The 18,722-nt window shown below is 54.5% G+C and carries 15 protein-coding genes and 1 tRNA gene; 4 read left to right on the top strand and 12 right to left on the bottom strand.

The genetic code is table 11. The features are described from left to right. The first annotated feature begins 119 nt into the window (after nucleotides 1-119). Nucleotides 120-734, top strand: coding sequence for a glutathione S-transferase family protein (locus ACN0WX_RS09245; RefSeq protein ID WP_417622026.1), 615 nt, complete (start codon nucleotides 120-122; stop codon nucleotides 732-734). A gap of 72 nt (nucleotides 735-806) precedes the next feature. Here ACN0WX_RS09245 and ACN0WX_RS09240 read toward each other — a convergent pair whose 3' ends face one another. From ACN0WX_RS09240 to ACN0WX_RS09225, 4 genes are all read right to left on the bottom strand, one after another. Further along, on the bottom strand, nucleotides 807-1,526 hold the full coding sequence (locus ACN0WX_RS09240; RefSeq protein ID WP_417622025.1) for a hypothetical protein: 720 nt from the start codon (nucleotides 1,524-1,526) through the stop codon (nucleotides 807-809). Nucleotides 1,527-1,676: 150 nt separating this feature from the next. Continuing rightward, on the bottom strand, nucleotides 1,677-2,420 hold the full coding sequence (locus tag ACN0WX_RS09235; protein WP_417622024.1) for a Bax inhibitor-1/YccA family protein: 744 nt from the start codon (nucleotides 2,418-2,420) through the stop codon (nucleotides 1,677-1,679). A gap of 178 nt (nucleotides 2,421-2,598) precedes the next feature. Continuing rightward, nucleotides 2,599-3,063, bottom strand: coding sequence for a low molecular weight protein-tyrosine-phosphatase (locus ACN0WX_RS09230; RefSeq protein ID WP_417622023.1), 465 nt, complete (start codon nucleotides 3,061-3,063; stop codon nucleotides 2,599-2,601). A 37-nt stretch (nucleotides 3,064-3,100) separates the two neighbouring features. Next, nucleotides 3,101-3,652 carry a superoxide dismutase family protein gene (locus ACN0WX_RS09225; protein ID WP_417622022.1) on the bottom strand — a complete coding sequence of 184 codons (552 nt, stop codon included), beginning with the start codon at nucleotides 3,650-3,652 and terminating at the stop codon, nucleotides 3,101-3,103. 117 nt (nucleotides 3,653-3,769) lie between these two features. Between ACN0WX_RS09225 and folK the strand changes: the two genes are divergently transcribed. Together folK and ACN0WX_RS09215 are read left to right on the top strand one after the other, a co-directional pair. Further along, nucleotides 3,770-4,258 (top strand): 2-amino-4-hydroxy-6-hydroxymethyldihydropteridine diphosphokinase, encoded by a 489-nt coding sequence (gene folK / locus ACN0WX_RS09220; protein ID WP_417622433.1) that lies wholly within the window; start codon nucleotides 3,770-3,772, stop codon nucleotides 4,256-4,258. Nucleotides 4,259-4,345: 87 nt separating this feature from the next. Next, nucleotides 4,346-4,421: transfer RNA gene (locus tag ACN0WX_RS09215), tRNA-Lys, on the top strand. Between the two features lie 430 nt (nucleotides 4,422-4,851). On the opposite strand, the gene ACN0WX_RS09210 is transcribed toward ACN0WX_RS09215, so the two are convergent. Beyond that, on the bottom strand, nucleotides 4,852-7,191 hold the full coding sequence (locus ACN0WX_RS09210) for a CapA family protein (RefSeq protein WP_417622021.1): 2,340 nt from the start codon (nucleotides 7,189-7,191) through the stop codon (nucleotides 4,852-4,854). On the opposite strand from ACN0WX_RS09210, the gene ACN0WX_RS09205 reads away from it, so the two are divergent. Then, a complete protein-coding gene (locus ACN0WX_RS09205) occupies nucleotides 7,163-8,380 on the top strand; it encodes an FAD-dependent oxidoreductase (protein WP_417622020.1) in 1,218 nt (405 codons plus the stop codon). The genes ACN0WX_RS09210 and ACN0WX_RS09205 overlap by 29 nt on opposite strands. Before the next feature lie 8 nt (nucleotides 8,381-8,388). On the opposite strand, the gene ACN0WX_RS09200 is transcribed toward ACN0WX_RS09205, so the two are convergent. From ACN0WX_RS09200 to ACN0WX_RS09170, 7 genes are all read right to left on the bottom strand, one after another. Next, complete coding sequence (locus tag ACN0WX_RS09200; RefSeq protein ID WP_417622019.1) at nucleotides 8,389-9,627, bottom strand: dicarboxylate/amino acid:cation symporter; 1,239 nt, start codon at nucleotides 9,625-9,627, stop codon at nucleotides 8,389-8,391. Then, on the bottom strand, nucleotides 9,621-11,180 hold the full coding sequence (locus ACN0WX_RS09195) for an N-acyl-D-amino-acid deacylase family protein (RefSeq protein ID WP_417622018.1): 1,560 nt from the start codon (nucleotides 11,178-11,180) through the stop codon (nucleotides 9,621-9,623). The genes ACN0WX_RS09200 and ACN0WX_RS09195 overlap by 7 nt, the downstream gene beginning before the upstream one ends. A 38-nt stretch (nucleotides 11,181-11,218) precedes the next feature. Further along, nucleotides 11,219-12,418: a M14-type cytosolic carboxypeptidase gene (locus ACN0WX_RS09190; RefSeq protein ID WP_417622017.1), complete on the bottom strand. Its 1,200-nt coding sequence runs from the start codon at nucleotides 12,416-12,418 to the stop codon at nucleotides 11,219-11,221. 54 nt (nucleotides 12,419-12,472) lie between these two features. After that, entirely contained in the window at nucleotides 12,473-15,553 is a 3,081-nt protein-coding gene (locus ACN0WX_RS09185; protein WP_417622016.1) for a TonB-dependent receptor domain-containing protein, read from the bottom strand. A 192-nt stretch (nucleotides 15,554-15,745) separates the two neighbouring features. Continuing rightward, nucleotides 15,746-16,684, bottom strand: a complete 939-nt coding sequence (locus tag ACN0WX_RS09180; RefSeq protein WP_417622015.1) for a LysR family transcriptional regulator — start codon at nucleotides 16,682-16,684, stop codon at nucleotides 15,746-15,748. Nucleotides 16,685-17,083: 399 nt separating this feature from the next. Beyond that, entirely contained in the window at nucleotides 17,084-17,806 is a 723-nt protein-coding gene (locus ACN0WX_RS09175; protein ID WP_417622014.1) for a hypothetical protein, read from the bottom strand. After that, complete coding sequence (locus ACN0WX_RS09170) at nucleotides 17,803-18,708, bottom strand: carotenoid biosynthesis protein (RefSeq protein WP_417622013.1); 906 nt, start codon at nucleotides 18,706-18,708, stop codon at nucleotides 17,803-17,805. Before ACN0WX_RS09170 ends, ACN0WX_RS09175 begins: the two co-directional genes overlap by 4 nt. Nucleotides 18,709-18,722: the final 14 nt, after the last annotated feature.

The raw sequence follows: 18,722 nt of genomic DNA, 5'->3' as shown, positions 1-18,722 counted from the left end.
GACACAACCAAAACGGCGTGGCTGGTTCCACGCCGTTTTTTTTGGCGCCCCACGCACAGCAGCGTTGACAGAATCAATTTGTTCTTTGTATGTTCTCCTCCTGCAACAGGAGCGACAGTATGGCACTGAAATTCTATACGAACCCGATGTCGCGCGGCCAGATCGCGCGCTGGGCCCTGCACGAAGCCGGGGCTGACTATGACCAGATCCTGCTGCAATATGGGACGACGATGAAGGCGGACGACTATCTGAAGGTCAATCCGATGGGCAAGGTGCCGGCGATCGAACATCATGGAAAAGTGGTCACAGAAGGTGCCGCTATCTGTGCCTATCTGGCCGAGGCCTTTCCCGACGCCGGTCTCGCGCCTGCGGCAGCCGAGCGAGCCGATTATTTCCGCTGGCTGTTCTTTGCGGCAGGTCCGGTTGAAGCGGCAGTGACCAACCGTTCACTGGGTTTCGAAGTTACCGAGGACAAGGAAAGAGTCGCCGGATATGGGAATTATGACCGGGTTGTCGATGTTCTCGATGCGAAATTTCAGGCGGATGATTACGTCTGTGGCACTCGCTTTACCATGGCCGATGTCTATGGCGGTGCCCAGATCGTGTGGGGCATGCAATTCGGCACCCTGCCCGAGCGGGATTCCTTTGTTGCTTATGCGAAACGCCTGACGGGCCGTGATGCCTTTAAAGCGGCCAAGGCAATCGATGACGCCTTGATTGCCGAGAATGGCTGACAGAATTCATCTGCAAAACAAATAAGGCCGGATGGTTTCCCATCCGGCCTTTTTATACGCAGAATAATTTTACTAGCCCGCAGATGGTTCTTCAATTGGCAAAGTCGGAGACTCCGCCTGTTCGCTGACAACTGGCTGTGGTTCGGGCTGCCCATATTGCACCCGCCAGGCGTCGAGATCGCGCTGATATTCTTCAAAGGCGATATAGAAATCGGTAAACGGCTTTTCCATTTCCGGCAGAGCTTCCGCCGCGAATGTGGCGAGATCGGCAGATTTGGTGACGATGGCCCGCTGGCTCACCTGGACGGCCTGATCGCAAAAGGGCCGGCGTAGCGGAGAGAAAGACCAGTAATTATATAATTGCGTCTGATGACGGTCATGCTCGGTCTTGTACCCGCTTCCGATTTCCCGCTGGTATTTCCGGAGAATAGCGTTGTTGGCATTGCGCAGGGAAGCGCTATTGTTGTTGATAAACGCGTTATAGTCGCCGACCAGCCGTTCATATAGGGGGCCGGTGCAGCTGAGCGCCGCCACGTTCAACGCGGCCCGGACATGCCACAAGGTCTCCAGCGGTCCGAGATCACGATTGATAGTGTCCCGCAGGCCATCAGTCCGAAGTGCGGGTACAACCGACAGTTCGCTCGCGCCAAATGGCGGCGTGGGCGCACGCGGCGTATATTGTGGCTGGATAACCGGAGCAGGCGGTGGCGGTGGCGGAGCCGTCTGACAGGCGGCGAGCAGGGTCAGACCGCCTGCTACCAATAGTAAACGAAAATCCTTGATACCCGGCATTACTTTACTCTCCCAGAACAACAGCGATTTCCATATTGCTGGTCCCCACAATTGTCCAGCATTTGCGCGTAAATCTCGACGAACCGCCAAACAAAAAAGCCCGACAGTTTCCTGCCGGGCTTTTTTGATATTCTGGCGTAAGGCTGCGGCCTATTCTTGGCTGCCCATGAAGGTAAGCAGGAACTGGAACATGTTGATGAAGTCCAGATACAGGCTGAGCGCGCTCAGAACGACCGTCTTGCCCACCATGTCCGTACCGGCAACATAAGCATACATGCTCTTGATCCGCTGCGTGTCATAGGCGGTGAGACCCGCGAAGATCAGCACGCCAATCGCGCTGATGACCAGTTGCATCATCGTGGACTGGAGAAAAATATTGATCACCATCGCGACCAGCAAGCCAACGACACCCATGATCAGGAAGCTGCCCCAACCGAACAGGTCTTTCTTGGTCGTGTAGCCATAGAGACTAAGCCCCAGAAAAGCGGCTGCGGTGGCAAAGAATGTCTGCGCGATCGATGCTCCGGTATAGACCAGGAAAATCGTCGACATCGACAGACCCATCAGGGTCGCGAAGCCCCAGAACATCGCCTGAAGCGTGAAGGTCGAGAATTTATTCTGCCCGAAGCTCATCGCAAATACGATTGCCAGCGGCGAGAGAATGATCAGCCATTTCAGCGGTCCGCCGCCGAACATGATATCCTGCGCCATGCCGGAACCAGCAAACAGCATAGCGACAATGCCGGTGAGCAATACACCGCTCGCCATGTAATTATAGACCTTGAGCATGTACGCACGCAAACCGGCATCAAACGCGACCTGCGTCTGTTGTGCGGTGCCAACAGGGGGCTGACCGAAGGTTGTTCTTGGATCCTGCCAAGCCATAATATGCATACTCCTCAAATTAACGAGCCGATAACAAGGCTCCATTGATATCAATATCGGGTAATCTCGCGGTTTTTTCAAGAGAAACCGGTTTGCTATTCCAAAATAACCATTGCTGGCTACGGGGCCGAAATTGACTGGCAAGCAAGCTGGAGCGGGTTTTCCCGATCGAGCCCGTCGCGCGGCTTCAACCGTCTTCGAACAACCGCCTCAGGCCGCGCGCCGCCGCGGTTACCTCTGTCCAGGTCTGGTCAAACCCCTCGTCCCCGCCATAATAGGGGTCGGTAACATCCTCGCCTGCCCGGCCCGCAACATGGTCGAACAACAGGGACAGTTTCGCAACCGCTTTGGCAGGCCGGATTTCGGTCAGGTCGCGCAGATTCTGGTTGTCCAGCGCGATGATATGATCGAAATCGCGAAAATCCGCGATGGTCACCTGACGCGCCCGCAAATGCCCGATATCGACCCCGTTTCGCGCTGCAACGGCCAGCGCACGCTCATCAGGAGCCTGTCCGACATGCCAATCGCCAGTACCGGCAGAATCGATGATGATATTCAGCCCCGCTGCAGCACATTCCGCCCGCAAAGCGGCTTCGGCAAGTGGAGAGCGGCAGATATTGCCGAGGCAGACAAACAGGACGGACTGGTGCATAAAACTACTCTGGAGACTATCAACGGTTTGGCATTGTTCAGCGACCGCCGACAAAGACCCCGCAGGCCAGGCGTCCACCACTTTCCCCCGACGGATCGGTCTTCAAATCGTCCCGCCCCGCGTGCACCACAAAGGCGGCGCCATCTGCATCCAGCAGCGCATTTTCCGGGCCGCTGAGCGTGGCACCGGGAATCACGGCCTCCAGAGCCCCCGTCCCGTCCGCACCAACGTCGAGATTGAAGAAATCCCCGGCATGGGCCCCTTGCGGATTATCGAAACCATGTTCTTTTGCGGCAGGATTCCAGTGGCCGCCTGCCGATTTAAAATCGGGTCCTTCGCATTTGCCAAATTCGTGAATATGCACACCGTGCGCGCCGGGCGACATGCCTTCCACCGCAATATTGACAAGCAGACCATCATCGCCCTGCGCCACAATCACTTCACCATATTGCGTGTCATCCGCACCTACCAGCGCTGCCCGCGCGACATTGCCGCTGACTTCGCCCGGAGATTCGCCTTTCTGGCTGCAACCGGCCGCCAGAAGAGATAATATTATCACGCCCGATAAGGTGATGTGAGGCTGACGCACGAAGCTTCTCCTTGATTTCCTTGGCATTGATCGCATGATAGCAGCCGAACCACCCGCTTGGAACCATTTGTTCCGTTCCCGCCCTTTCTGTACTGCACAGGAGCCAGATTGCCACATATGCCCTTCCTGATTGCCCTTGGGTCGAACCAGCGCCACCAGCGCTTTGGTTTGCCGCGTGACATTATTGCAGCGGCGTTGCAGCGGCTGGCAGGACAAGATCTGACCATCGCGGTGACATCCGGCGTGATGACATCCCGCCCGGTCGGCCCGTCCCAGCGCACCTATGCCAACGCCGTTGCGGTCATCCAAACGCCGCTGCCTCCCCCTGCCCTGCTCGCCAGGCTCAAGCAGGTCGAAGCCGAATTCGGCCGTCGGCGGGGCCAGTCATGGTCGCGCAGGGTGCTCGATCTTGACATCCTCCTGTGGAGCGGAGGCGCATATGTCAGCGCCGAACCGGCCCTCACCATCCCCCATCCCCTGATGCGCGAACGCAGCTTTGTTCTCGGGCCGGCGGCGGAAATAGCAGGCGATTGGCGCGATCCCCTGACCGGCTTCACGGTCGCCCAACTGGAGCTTCGAAACCGGCGACCCAAAAAACGACCCTAAAAAAGCGCCAAAGCCGCTTGACCATATACCAAAGCGTCCCTAGGGAAGCGCTTCCCAACGGCTTTGTGCAATTCACCAGCCAATTGTGGGCCCTTAGCTCAGTCGGTAGAGCAACTGACTTTTAATCAGTAGGTCGCTGGTTCGAACCCAGCAGGGCTCACCATATTTTCAAATACTTATGGATGGTGCGTGAAGCGCGAAATACGCTGGGGTATCTGCGGGGTATCAGATTCAATTCTGCGCTCGATATCTATATCTTTGTTCGTCTAGAACGATTGAACCGCTCAGTTCGCGGCGATATTTGCTGAGCGCCTTGTTTTGATTTCTTACAAAGCAGATCCTTAACTTCTGTCATGGCCTTGTTTTGGCCCTTGCCTTTGCCAATGTGACGCGCGGATAAACACCCAGCGTATCGCGCCTCTGTTCGAAACCATAGCGATAGCAATTGAAGAAGATTTTGCATGGCGGCCATTCATATGATGGTTTGATCTGACCAAAATAGCATTTGCTGCTTTTAGCTATCAGACCAAGAATATATTCACTGCTCGAAAGGCCGACCGGATCACCCAAAACTTTTGGTCAAATCCGCATCGCTACTGCTTAGAAGATGCAGGCGTCTTCGGGCTGATAGCTTTGCCGTCTATCCAAAAATTCTGGCGCAACCGATCCGCTATGTTGAAGCGTTTGTCTGTTCCAGCCTGTTCGATCACAGCAAAATCATCCAATAATATGATGCCCCCGTCAGATCCGGTCATTTGCAAGCTGGGCCGCATAGGCAGCAACTTGCCTTTTTTCGAATGCACTGGTGTAAAGTTAAAACAGAAGTGCTGCCAGCTTCCCGCCGGAATCGCAATGGATCCCATATTCTTCCATTCGGCTTCCGTCAAAGCCTGAAACCGATCCATACCTGTTGGTCTGGATTGCAGAGATGCTGAAAGCTGGAATGGCTGATCTGCCTTGATCCATCCGGCAACTGAATATTCAGAACCTTTCAAAACTCTCAAAAAAGTCCGCGGAGTGATCGAGACACTGTCTTTGGTCGAGATCTGCCGAAGTTGTAATGCATAACGCCCCGACCGACGATTTTCTGACAATGAGGCATCGGCATTCTCAACCTCCCAGCTCTGGTCAATTGCCCCCTGATATTGGCCAGATTCAAAATCTCCGCGATGCCAGACATCCTCTCCCCAATCCCGCCGGACGCCAGGTTGATCAGTGCAAGCCTCTGGGCCTGTCTCCAGATTGAATGACCGATGCTTCACCCCGCTCTCGCCGAATTCTGGATCAGGGCACGCCATTATGGGGCTATCCTCCACCGCCGCCGGATTCTTGATAACCGCATGGCCGCCGGACATGGACAGTCTTGTTCCCATCGCCCGAGATTGACCGAATAGCCTGCGCAAGACCCCTTCACGCATTCCGGCGACTGCCGGTACTGGCCGATAGTCAAGCAATTGGATCGGGATCGCTTCTGCCCGATAAAACTGATCACCGTCCATCCAGACTTTGAGAACATAGGCCAGCTGTGCTTCAAAAAAATACTGGTCGAACAAGAAGTTACCCAGAGAATAGGCGATCAGCTTGCCTTGATAGATTTCCAGCCCATGGGTGACATGGGGGTGATGGCCGACCACCAGATCGGCGCCCGCATCAACAGCATTTCTCAGACGGGCCTGTGATATTTTCGTGGGGCCATCGCTATACTCGCTGCTGCCATGATATTGCACAATGGCAATACGATTATCGGCAACTTCACTTTGCAGCGCGCGGGTGATATTTTCTGCCGTTCCGTGCGCAGCCCCGCCTTTGTCGGTCTCGGCAACCTGATTGGGAGACACTCTGCCCGCCCACCCGACAAAACCGAGCATCGAATATCTCTGTCCGCCAATGTCGATACGGGTTGCCTTCAGTGCGTCTTCTTCTGAGTGACCAGCACCGGAATAAAGCAGGGCGGTCGCGTCCAGCGCTGCTGTCGTCGATTGCATCCCTGTATCAAGATAATCATAAACATGATTATTCCCCAAAGTCACATAATCTATACCTGCGCCTTTCAGGGCAGTGGCAGTGTCAGGATGACTGAAGAATGTGACCGACTTCGGCGCTTTTCCAGGAGGCTCGGTTGCAACGAGAACCGTTTCCAGATTAACCGCTGCGAAATCGGCCGCGCGAAGGTAATCGGCCATTGGCGCGAGCAGAGCCGCCATATCGCTGGCTCGGGTGGCCGGACGGATCAGCGGTGACGAACGCCATAGGGGTTTCTCAAATCGCCGACCCATCATCAGATCCCCGGCAAAAATCAGTTCGACACGACCCGGTTGACGCGCGACAAGTTCAACTTGCGGGACAAGATATTGGCCATCCCCCGACTGCTGGAGTTCTGCTTCTGCAAAGGTGTAAATCCCCGTGAAGACCGCTTGGCTATCGAAGCGAAGCTGATAGATATCAGCCTGTGGAACGCGTGCAATATAGCGACTGCCGATCTTCGCGGGGAAACTTTGACCGTTAATGGAAACCGTCAATTCACTGTCGGCAAGACTGCTATTATCTGCGACCACTCTCCCTTCTATCACCACTATATCGGGCTGGCCTGCGATCAGCGGCGTATATGCAAGGAAACAAGCCACGAGCCCAAGGACAATGAGATAGCGGTCCTTTATAGCACGACTAGATCCATGCAAAATCGTCGTCTGTGCTGGCTTTCCAATATGCATGATGATTCTCGCTTTCCTGCGAATAGGCTTTGGCCCCGGGCAACCGTGGAAAGTTGATAAGCGAAACAGGAAAAACATCCAATGCTGATCGGACAAAAGCTCATAGCCAAAGGCTATGCTAGACATGTTTAACGATATTGGATGATCGGCAACAATATAAACAAGATAAGCGTAATAATTTTGGGAAGAGCGATTGAGAACACCTCGCACAGCGTTGATCATTGGTGCCGGTGTTGTCGGCATAGCAAGCGCCTATGCGCTGGCGCGGCGCGGTGTGATCGTAACGATTCTCGATGCGATGCCAGGTGCCGGCATGGGTGCTTCCTACGGCAACGGACGGCAGTTGAGCTACGGCTATACCGATGCGCTGGCGAGCCGTGATCTACTGGGCAAGATCCCGCGGCTTGCGCTTGGCTGTGACCCGGCGTTCCGGATATACCCAAGGTTTGACGCTGCTTCGATCAGGTGGAAATTGCAATTCCTGCGAAACTGCACCGAACAAAAATTTCGGAACAACAGTATAAATGGCCTGATGCTTGCGCGAAAATCGCGCGATGCGATGGCGGCACTGCTAGCCAAGCATGAAATCGAATTTGGTCACCGCATCGCAGGCAAGATGCTACTTTTTGGCAGCGACGCCGCCTTTGCCAGAGGGCGCGCCATCATGTATATGAAAGCCCGGCATCAGGAGCGGCAGATGGCGCTGACCTATGATGAGGCCACCGACATCGAACCCGCTTTAAATGCAGTTTCCTGCCCCGTCGCAGGCGTGATCTATGCACCGACCGAGGAAACCGGAAATGCTGCCCTTTTTGCCGGCAGGCTGGGAGACGTTATTTCTCGCGAATATGGCGCTTCGCTGCGGTTCAACAGTGCCGTCAAGGCGATAGAGTCGGATCGCGATCATGCGGTTGTCACAATGGATTCCGGTGAAGAGTTGCAGGCGGATATCGCGATTGTCTGTTCAGGAGCCGCTGCTGGAAAATTATTACGCTCAATGAATATAAAGGCACCCATTTACCCGATGAAAGGCTATTCCTTCATTGCTCCCGCGACCAAGGCCAGTCCTCAGGTCAGCATCACCGATGTCGCCCGAAAGCTGGTTTTCACGCGGATTGGAGACGAAATTCTGATCGCCGGACTGGCCGATCTGGGCGATGATAGCCCCGATGTCAGACCCGACAGAATGGCTGACTTGATAGCGTCCGCGCAGGCGGCCTTGCCCGAAGCCGCAGACTATCGCGCGCCGCGACACCATTGGTCGGGCCTGCGTCCCATGACCCCTGATTCCCTGCCGATAATATCGCGGCCCAGCCCCACTTTGGCGATAAATGCCGGCCACGGCATGCTGGGCTGGACACTAGCCATGGGATCCGGCGAACAACTGGCCGAGCTGATTTTTGAAAACTAGCCGGAAAGCTAGACGTCATCTGCGGAAATATATTCCTCGACATCAATCTCGCCTGCCATTCGGCCGACCGCAACAGCCACTGTGGCATCACCAGTAACATTGGTCATGGTCCGCATCATATCCATGATATGATTGATACCGGCAACGAAAGCGATCGTTTCAAGCGGCACTCCGATCGAGCTGAGAACCAGACTCATCATCACCAGCCCGGAACCCGGAATACCGGCGGCACCGACGGACCCCAATGTCGCGGTCAAGCCGATTAGCAAGTAGGATGTCCAGGTGAGGTCAATCCCGTAAATCTGCGCGCCGAACAGCGCGACCAGACCCAGATACATGGCAGTGCCGTTCATGTTGATCGTCGCGCCCAGAGCCACGGTGAAACTGGCGACGCTTTTGGACACGCCGAGGTTGCGCTGCACACAGCGCAAGGTGACGGGCAAAGCCGCGTTGGACGACGCCGTTGAAAAGGCAACAGCCTGGGCATCCACAATACCGCGAAAGAAATCGATGACAGGGAGCTTGGCGATTGTCTTCAATATGACAGGATAGACAATTAGGATGATGATGAAACAGCCAGCATAGTTGAGCGCCACCATTTTCGCGAGAGGCACCAAGGCCTCGAAACCGAATGTTCCGGCGACCCAGGCCATGAGCGCGAACACGCCAAAGGGCGTCAGCTCCATCACCAGCATCGTCATTTTCTGCATCACGACGGACCCGGCATCGACGCCGCGAATGATCGGAGCCGCATCCTTGCCGGCCATGAGCAAGGCGATGCCGAACAGCATGGCAAAGATGATGAGCGGCAATATCTGCCCTTCCGCCATCGACATCACCGGATTTTCCGGGATCAGCGCCAGGATCATATCGGTTGGCGAGGTTGCGGCCGGCTGTGGAATTTCAACGCCGGTTGGCAGGCTTATGTCCAGCTCTATGCCCGGCTGGAAAATCGAGCCCATGGTAAGGCCCAGCGAAACCGAAATTATCGCGGTTGTGACAAAGAGCAGCAAGGCCTTGCCGCCTACATTGCCGAGTTTCTTCAAATCTCCCAGCGCAGCGATACCGGATACCAGCGAGAAAAAAATCAGCGGCACGATCAGCATCTTGATCGCCCGGATGAACAGATCTCCGATCCACTTGATGCTTTCAGCCCCCGGCCCCCAGAACAGCCCCACGGCTATGCCCAGCACAAGTGCCCCGACGACACGCTGCCACAACGGGATTTTGAACCAGAATTTCAACATGGAGTTTCCTTAAGCAGCGGTCTTCCGGGCAAGGCTCCGGTCGATTGTCCGCCGGATATCGCGGGTTGGCCGTTGACAAACAGATAGCGCACGCCGGTCGATAACAGGCGCGGCTGTTCGTAACTTGCCATTGGTGCAAATGATAACGAATCAAAAACTACAATATCTGCCGCCATCCCGACCTTGAGATAGCCGCGATCTTTCACACCCACAATGTCAGCCGTCTGTCCGCTGCTCCGGCGGATGAAGCGGGAAAGGGACAATATTTTCCCCTCCACCACAAAATCCCGATAGGCCTTGGGGAAGCTCGCATATTTACGCGGATGTCCTGTGCTGCCGTCCGACCCCGTAACCACCCACTCCTGCGTGGCAAAGGCCCTGATATCTTTCGCGTTCATGTTGAACGAGGCGACCCGCGCATCACCGGTTTTCAGCATATCGATAGCGACATCCAGCGGATCGCTTCTGCTCTGGACGGCAAGGTCCGCCAATGTTTGACCAGGTTCGATTCCAGCACCGCCCAAAGCACCGGTAATGAGCAATTTATCCGCTCCGCCGCGCCGTTCCAGATTTCCGGCCATATCGCTTTTGATCCGGTCAAGCATGGCTGCATTTTTCAGACGTTCGCGCAGGCCCGCAAGGCCTCCGTCCAGAGCCCATCTCGGAACCAGTGCATTGCTTATCCGCGTACCCGAAGCGGCCCAGGGATATTGATCGGCGGTAATTTTTTGGCCCTTTTCTCGCGCTGCGTTGATCAGCGAGATTATCTGGCTGCTCTGTCCCCAGACCGCAGGGCCCAGCGCCTTGATGTGGGAAATATGTACTGCTGCTCCGGACTGCTCACCAATTTCTATCGCCTCGTCCACTGCCCCGATCAGGCCAATATTATAGCTGCTTTCATCGCGCAAATGGGTGTCATAATATCCGCCCTGTTGACCGGCAATTCTGGCGAGTTCCACGACTTCTGCAGTCTTGGCGAAATTTTGCGGCGTATAATAGAGCCCGGCGGACAGGCCGACCGCCCCTTCGCACATGGCCTGGGCCATCATATTTTTCATCCGCGCCGATTCCGCTTCCGTCGGCGCACGATCGTCATCGCCGATCACGCTTTTGCGAATATATCCGAACCCGGCAAGATAGGCGACATTGGTGCCGATACCATCCTGCCGTGCCTTCGTTGCCAGCTTCAATATGTCGGTACGGCCATAGCCGTCATTTCCAACCACAACGGTCGTAACCCCCTGGAACGCGAACGCCTTGTTCTGGCGTTGCTCCGGATAGCTCGAGACCAGTTCATTGTCCGCATGGGTGTGCGGATCGATAAACCCGGGAGCCACAATCAAGCCCGACGCGTCGATCCTATCAGCAAAAGCAAATTGATTATCGGTCGCATCGCCAATGAACACAATCCGGTCGCGTCTGACCGCTATGTCCGCGACCCGGGGGGCGGCTCCGCTGCCATCGTAAACAATGCCATTTTCGATCAGATAGTCTGCGGCAACGCGGTTCGACTGATCAGAAGGCGTCTGGCAGGCTGCAAGCAGCAAAGACATGACTGAAGCGGACGAACACGCAAAAATTTCACACCATTTCATCGGGGCGCTTCGGTTCCCAGGAGCGTTTCCATCATCGCGGTCGCTGCCGCTATGGCAATTTTGCGGAGAAGCTGCCGATCCGTTTCGTCGCCCATTTCATAGGTCATGGTCGGGACACCATATCTTTTGTGGACATAATTTTTTGAATTGGGTTGACCGAGATTGTGGCCGGCATCCCGATTGACCTCATAGTCCGGCGTCCGCTGCTGCAGCAGATCCAGCCAGTTTTTCAGGAACAGCGGGGGTGTCGTCTGATAATCGTCGGGAATGGTGTAGAAAATATCATGCTTGGTGGAATGGAAATCGACAAACAGGCGCAGATTCTTGTTCAGATCCTTTTCGATACCATCCAGCAACGCTTTCATCAGCTTCGTTTCCGGCTGCGTAAACGGCCCCCAGTCTCGATTGAGATCGACATGCCCCGTGCTGTGCCGCCAGTGGCCGCGCACAACGCCATCGGGATTGAGCATCGGAACGACAATCGTTTCGAATCTTTCGCGATAGCGTTTGGCAAGAGGAGTGTCGGCCAGCAGAGTTTCGACAAATGGCAATATCGCCAGCGCCCCCGTCACTTCGGGAGGATGCTGGCGGCCGATCAGGACGACCTGTTCAAGCGGCTCCGTGCCATTTGTCCGAATATTAAGCCCGGGGATATCCCGTCCTTCTGCCGATTTCCCGAGCAGCCAGCCTTCGGCGTCCGAAGATTGCGCTGTCTGGTCCAGCCACGCACGATAAACAGATGGCGGAAAGATTTCCTGGGCAGAGACAAATAGCGGAACATTCTTGAGCTTGACGGTAATTCGCGCCCGCTTGAGACCGTCAACCTCTTCGACTTTAACAAATTTCTTCGGCAGATAATCCCAGTTGACCCCGTCCGAGCTGGTCTTCGGCCAATAGCGGTGTCCGCAGGCTTCATAGTCCAGATTCAGCGTGATCTTGCCTGGCGTGCGGGGTGTCAGACGGAACGCATACCAGGCACTGCAATTGATCGGCGGCTTGTCTTCGGGCACCAGCGTGACATTGATGCGCTTCGATCCCGAGGCCTCGCAAGACGCCACATTGCCCGACGGGAAAGCCGTATCAAGCGTGACCTTTTCCGTTTCACAACGAATATTGTCACCGGCTCCCGCGGCATGCGCGGGAGCCGGCAGGATAACGGCCAGAGCAACTGCCGCCATCCAGATCGAAATCGCCATCAGATCCGCAGGGAAGAAACGACGTGGCAACGCTCTAGCTACTCTGTCCACTGATCAGAATTTCTTCTGGATCTCGAACCGGAACTGTCGTCCCCTTGCGCTGTGCAATGCGCCGTCGAAACCGAACAGCTCGTCCGACAATGGCGGCTCCGTATTGAAGATATTGTTGAAACCGAATTTTATCCTCGTTCCATCCAGTCCGGTATCATTGTTGATCGTGTAGCTGATCGAGGCATTCATAGTGAACCAGTCATTCACCCGGTAAAATGCGCCGGTATCATTTTGAACTGCACTAACATCAAATATCTTGCCGACATACCGGCCGAACAGGTTGACCGCGACCGGACCGGATCGCCAGTTCACCGAGCCGCTAAGCCGCCATTTCGGTCGACCGTCCAGTTCGAGTTGCTCGCCAAAGCTTTCGGGTCGCAATGTCGCAATGCTGGCCTCCGAGACTTCCGGTATGGCAGCCAGCAGGGCCGGCAAATCGTTCAGCAGCGGCAATCCATCCTCACCCGGCAACTGGAAAATACTCTTCAGCCGCGCGGCATTCACGGTAAGCTTGAATCTGCCAATACCAAAATCCGGCACGGTATAGAACAGGCCGAAATCGAAGCCTTTGCTTACCCGGGAATCCAGATTTCGATACGGATTCAAAATCTCGATAATATCACCGGCCGGCAGAATGCCGGTTCCGGCGTACAGATCGAGCTGGTCTGCGTCCGGATCGGCGCGCACCACATTCGGATTGAACCGGCCTTGCAGACGCTCGACCAAATCCAGGTACAAGGCATTTTGAGCGCCAAAAATACCGACAATACCAGTCTGTTTCACGCGCCAATAGTCTGCCGTCAGCGTTAGTCCGGGAATGAACCCCGGCGCGACGACAATGCCGAAATTGATGCTCTGGCTCTTTTCCGGTTCGAGATCATTGCCCGTCCGGTAGTCGACAACGGATCGGGTGCCGCAGTCTCCCGCATCCGTTTCAATGCCTTTGATAAGCTCGGCAACGCATTCAACTGCGGGCCGTTCGGAGTTCGACCGGGTCGTACCGATATCATTGACCTGAATCAGATTTGGCGCGCGGAAACCTCGCGACCATGCACCGCGCAGGATCACACCGGAAAACGGCGTCCAGGAAGCGGCTGCTCTGGGAACGAACGTGCTGCTGGTATCCGAGAAACTTTCAAAGCGCCCGGCCAGTTGCAGGTTCAGCGAATGGACGAGCGGAATCTCCATGTCCTCCGATATCAGGGGCACGAATGTTTCGACAAATGCGGAATAAACTTCGCGATTGCCGCTGGTATCGGGCGTCGGGCTGCTGCCCATCACGTCGCTGCCATTGGTTGCGCCGGTAACCGCGTTGGTGAAGGTTATTGTTCCATCCAGCCTGGGATCACGATCATCCAGAAACGTCTCCCGGCGAAACTCTATGCCCCCGGCAAGACCGACATCACCGCCTGGTAGGGTGAAGATATCAGGCCTGGAAACCTTGAAATCAGCCAGCGCCAATGTCGTTTCGCCCTTGCGGAACACGTCGATTGCAATGTCTTCCAGAACCTGGTCGTTGCTCGGGGTACAATCGCCGATATTCACATTATCAAGGCAGCCGCCATTGAACGGGTTATATGCGGTCGCGTCATTGCGGTTGATTGCATCCTGCAGCAGGCTGCTGGATATCCGGTTGCGGGCCAGATCGGTTGTATTGGCCTGCGAATAGAGAAAGCCGGTATCAAAATCCCAGCCCCACAGATCCCCTTTCAGGCCGGCGACCACACGATAGGTGTTTTTTGTCACCGTGATATTGCGCGGCCCGGCGTCAATGATGCGGTAATTTTCCAGCAACAGGTCGCGACCGGAATCGCTGACTCCGGAACCCAGTCCGTCCAGCCGGTTGGGATTGGGTGACCCGTCGAGCAGGGTCGTTGCGCCCAGCGGGTTATAATAAGCCGATGACAGCACGCCCAGGGGCACGGCAGACAGCGGACCGCTTTGTTCACGAACGCGGGTGGACTTGGATCGATAAAATGATCCTTCGGCATAAAATTCTACCGCATCGCTCAATTCATGATTGAAGAGCGCAGACACATTATAGCGATCTTTCTCGGAATAGAGGCTCCGGTCACTATTGGAATCATAACGAAGATCGGAATCCACGCTGGACCCGTTATCGGCACAAAGGCCATTGCCGAGAACAACTGACCTGGTGTCTCCCGGCGTCAGGAAACTGCATGGCTGGATGTGAAAATCATCATCGCGCACGGCCCAGATATTACTGGAAGTCGCGCCCGAACCCTGAATATCAAATGTAGCCCAGGGCGTGTCCGAGCTTCTGTTGTGAAAATTGGAATCCCCCTCGAAATCCGTGCCTTCGACCAAGCGGCGGAGGTCGCTGCTGCTGGAATAGTCGCGCATCGACGTCGGCGCACCATTTTCATGAAAATAATAGCCATAGAGCGTCAGGTTGCTGCGGCCCTCGTTGAAATCAAAGCCATAGCCGCCCCGTATACTCGAATTATAAAGGCTTGTACCGGTTGACGCGGAATAGTTGGCGCGCAAAAACCCGCCGTCCAGATTGTCCTTCAATATCGTATTGACCACGCCCGCAACGGCGTCAGCGCCGTAAAGTGCAGAGGCACCATCCCGCAGAACTTCGATGCGGCGAACGGCACCCGGCGCGATCTCATTCGTGTCCGATGACACAACCGGAACAAACAGCTCGGTCTGGAAACCTGGATTCAGAACCATCCGGCGGCCGTTGATCAGAAGCAGTGTATTGCCGGTGCCCAATCCGCGCAAATTGATCGACGCAATGTCGCCGCGCGCCGCATTGGGGCTGTTCGACTGACTGCTCTGATCGTTGAACTCGACCGTGCCAGCCTGTGGAATGGCCCTGAAAAGCTCATCGCCCGAATCTGCCCCGGTGGTTTCAACTGCCTCTTCGTCAAGCACCGTTACCGGAAGAATATCGTCAATTTTCGCGCCCTTGATCTGCGAACCGGTGACCACGATAACATTTTCACCGTCAATTGCGCCTTGTGCAGCCGCATCTTGCGCCCATGCCACACCGCTGGTCCCGACCATCAAGGCTGATGAACATAACAGATGGCTAACTATTTTTTTCGATTTTGACATATTTGTCTCCCTGAAAGACCGTCAGATTTTTATCTGGATTCGAAGATATTGTGCTTCGATTTTCCAAACCCCAGCAGAATGTGACACATTTAGCTTCGCCAAAGCAATATTCTGACTGTTACATTATCGATGGAAGTATATAAACACAGGCTATGGCCTCACCATATGCAACACTGATGCTATGGTGCTCGCTCAGATTTGAGACTGGATGAAATCGCTCGCCACATCGATGAACGCTTCAATCAACTTTCCTTGCGGATGGCCCTTTTGGACAACAGAAATAATGGAAAATCCAAGCGGCGGCGAAAAAGGATATCTTTTCAGACCAGTACAAAGCTGGGAACAGGCTGTGAACTGATCGGTAACCGTTACTCCCAGCCCTTTACGCACAAGCGACAGGGCGACATAATAAGTTTGAGCCGTAACGATAGTCTCCGGACAAATTGCCTGTTCTTCCAGCTCGTGGGCCAATATTTCTGCCAGTGGACCACTGTCCTTTAAATCGACAAATGGTCGTTCGTGCAGAACCGGGAGCGACACCGCTCCCTCGGAATCAATCGGCCGTTCGTCATTTGCGACCAACATCAACTGGCCTTCCGCAAGCTGCCGGATATCAAGCCGGTCATCCGTGATCGCGCCATATCCCAGACAAAGATCGCATCGGTTCTCCAATATGGCGACCTTGATTTCATGCGAATGGAGAGTGGAAATCTCGAAGCTGAGCTCAGGCTGGGATTTGCGCATCTCAGCAATACATTCCGGCACAATATCAAGACTCAGCGAGGGAAGGACACCGAGACGTATATGCCCCCCTTTCCGGTTTCTTATATTCTGCGCGGATCGGTCAAAAGCTGCGATCCGCTGGTATATATCTTTGATATCACCAAATAGTTCATCGGCAGCAGGAGTTGGATATAACCGGCCTTTTTCACGCTTGAATAATAGAAACCCCAGCTGGTCCTCGGCGTAGCGCAGCACCTTGCTCACTGATGGCTGCGAAACATGGAGCGCCCGCGCCGCGCCGGTGATCGAGCCTTCCTGATACACATGATAGAATATTTCGATCTGACGCAGCCGCATGAGTGTATCATGGCATCCGGTGCCGCGATTGGCAAACGGAGACAGCAACATTGAAGCATGCAGGTGTTTCTGAAACAACGGCTGGTCTATGGAACTTGCATCTGGTTCCAGAATGTCACTTGATATTTTGATATATGCCATGGGGTTGTTTGGACCAACACCCCCCTGCCTTAGTACATCGTAGCGTTTCCAAATCAGCGACATATGAAGAATATGCACCTATTTACAGAGGCTTGCATATACCTCAAGGCAAGCTTTTAATCAGTAGGTCGCTGGTTCGAACCCAGCAGGGCTCACCATTATTTCTATGGTAAAAAAACATAATATATCTGGCCTATGCCCAACAAATTCACGGTAGCGATGGGCGAAGGCCTGGCCGCCAATCGGGCAGCGCGGCCGAAAGGCGGAATCGGAATCGGAATCGTGGCCTTGAGCAATCAACCTGCCTAGCTAGACAGCACTTTTTTCAATCCGGCTTTCAAAGCCGATCCAAGAGGATAGCCTCCAGCCGTTGAGAATGGGCCACCAGATTCCCCTGCTCAGCCTTACCAATATCGCGAAAAAATCGAGTGTCGTCCGGCGGAACAAGCTGGGGTGCGTTTGATGAAATTCCATGAACTCCAATATGGCATCGTAAAAAACCGCCTGATTGGATGGCGCGAAAAATAGATTCCGGTTTTCGACCAGTTGCATGGGGTGGCCGAACAATCGTTCATAGTCATCTGCCGCCGCCAAGAGAGCCTCCGGGAGGTCGCAGCAAATATGCGTACGCAAAGCCGTAATGGTAACTATCAAATGCAAAAATATATTGCTGCGCATCGTGAGCTTTTCGGTGCGTTTGAAATATTTGGACCAATTGCCTGCGTCAGGCAGTTCTCCCTGCCGCACCACGTCAATGACCTGATTGAAATAACCATCCATGAACCGGGCAGCAAACAGCTTTAGAAAATCCGCGTTTTCATCAAGTGCCGGTGTTTTGAACCAATATTTCGTATCATAAAGATAGAGGCGGGCAAACAAGCAATGAATTCTTACACTGGTCTCATCAGGTTGGGATTCGAGCCAATCAACCGTCTTCTCCAGTCTTGCATAGGCCTGCTTAAGCGCCAGATCACAAGCCTGCGACCTGTCAATATGAGAAAGGGCAGCGGTCGGGAACAGCGGCAAGGTCATCCATCGGCCTCTGGTAATATCAGCAGCTTTTCCAAGGCTTGAGTTGGTTGACTCGACTGGTGAAGGCGCGCCATCGCGCCAAATGCTATCGGCACCATCGTCAGCAAGGTGATCAGGGCAATCTCAAAATAAACCGTTGGCGATATCGCATCAACACTATGCAAATTGCTATTTCCCAGCGCGCGGGCGAATACAGGATTGAGCAGATATTCTATCGGAAAAGCCAAATACATCAGCGGAACGGAGAACCAGTATTTCCGGTTATCTATAGCTATACGAGACGGGGCATCGCGCCCCGTTTGCCGGACCAATATGGCAAAAACCTGAAACATCGACCAAGTGACGAAAAACCAGCCAAGAAAATTTGTCAGCGGTACGCCAAAATAGGGACCGCCATCATGCCAGTGCCAGCGTTGCTCCGCAATCGCCCGCAGCGGGTCCATTGACAGATCCCACACCACCATCAGCAGCGCTCCAATTACCGGCACGCCTATCATGAAATTACGGTCCATCGGACCATCAATTCGCTTGCGCAGCAACAGTGCCAGCGACCAACAAACATAGGCCATTACCCAATAGGCAGGCATCACCGCGACCGGGACATGGCCAAAGAACGGCCACATATTTTCTCCATAGCTATAATTGCCGAATGGAAAGCCGGTAGTGATACTGACGGTTTCAAAGAACCACCCGAAACTGAAGATCGTGACTGCAAATGACAGCACTCTTCGCATGCCCCATTGGTTGCTGCCATGTAGAATTGCGAATGTGATCATCGAACTGGCGACCAGCGCAGGGGAATATCGCTTTAGCAATCCATCGGGTGCTCCCCACGCATAAATAGCGTTGCCCAGCCACGCCAGCGCTACCAAAGTCATACAGAAACTACCCAGCCTGTTCATGGGACCAGCCTGCC

The organism is Parasphingorhabdus sp. (assembly GCF_048269915.1).
GTDB lineage: Bacteria > Pseudomonadota > Alphaproteobacteria > Sphingomonadales > Sphingomonadaceae > Parasphingorhabdus.
The sequence above is the reverse complement of the archived record's forward strand: the minus strand, read 5'-3'. Positions and strand labels throughout refer to the sequence as shown.

Bases quoted from the DNA above. Each gene is read 5' to 3' on its own strand.
- ACN0WX_RS09185 (WP_417622016.1), bottom strand. From the start codon at position 15,553: ATGTCAAAATCGAAAAAAATAGTTAGCCATCTGTTATGTTCATCAGCC.
- ACN0WX_RS09180 (WP_417622015.1), bottom strand. From the start codon at position 16,684: ATGTTGCTGTCTCCGTTTGCCAATCGCGGCACCGGATGCCATGATACA.
- ACN0WX_RS09200 (WP_417622019.1), bottom strand. From the start codon at position 9,627: ATGTTGAAATTCTGGTTCAAAATCCCGTTGTGGCAGCGTGTCGTCGGG.
- ACN0WX_RS09245 (WP_417622026.1), top strand. From the start codon at position 120: ATGGCACTGAAATTCTATACGAACCCGATGTCGCGCGGCCAGATCGCG.
- ACN0WX_RS09210 (WP_417622021.1), bottom strand. From the start codon at position 7,191: ATGATCAACGCTGTGCGAGGTGTTCTCAATCGCTCTTCCCAAAATTAT.
- ACN0WX_RS09195 (WP_417622018.1), bottom strand. From the start codon at position 11,180: ATGTCTTTGCTGCTTGCAGCCTGCCAGACGCCTTCTGATCAGTCGAAC.
- ACN0WX_RS09190 (WP_417622017.1), bottom strand. From the start codon at position 12,418: ATGGCGATTTCGATCTGGATGGCGGCAGTTGCTCTGGCCGTTATCCTG.
- ACN0WX_RS09235 (WP_417622024.1), bottom strand. From the start codon at position 2,420: ATGCATATTATGGCTTGGCAGGATCCAAGAACAACCTTCGGTCAGCCC.
- ACN0WX_RS09170 (WP_417622013.1), bottom strand. From the start codon at position 18,708: ATGAACAGGCTGGGTAGTTTCTGTATGACTTTGGTAGCGCTGGCGTGG.
- ACN0WX_RS09230 (WP_417622023.1), bottom strand. From the start codon at position 3,063: ATGCACCAGTCCGTCCTGTTTGTCTGCCTCGGCAATATCTGCCGCTCT.
- ACN0WX_RS09175 (WP_417622014.1), bottom strand. From the start codon at position 17,806: ATGACCTTGCCGCTGTTCCCGACCGCTGCCCTTTCTCATATTGACAGG.
- ACN0WX_RS09240 (WP_417622025.1), bottom strand. From the start codon at position 1,526: ATGCCGGGTATCAAGGATTTTCGTTTACTATTGGTAGCAGGCGGTCTG.
- folK (WP_417622433.1), top strand. From the start codon at position 3,770: ATGCCCTTCCTGATTGCCCTTGGGTCGAACCAGCGCCACCAGCGCTTT.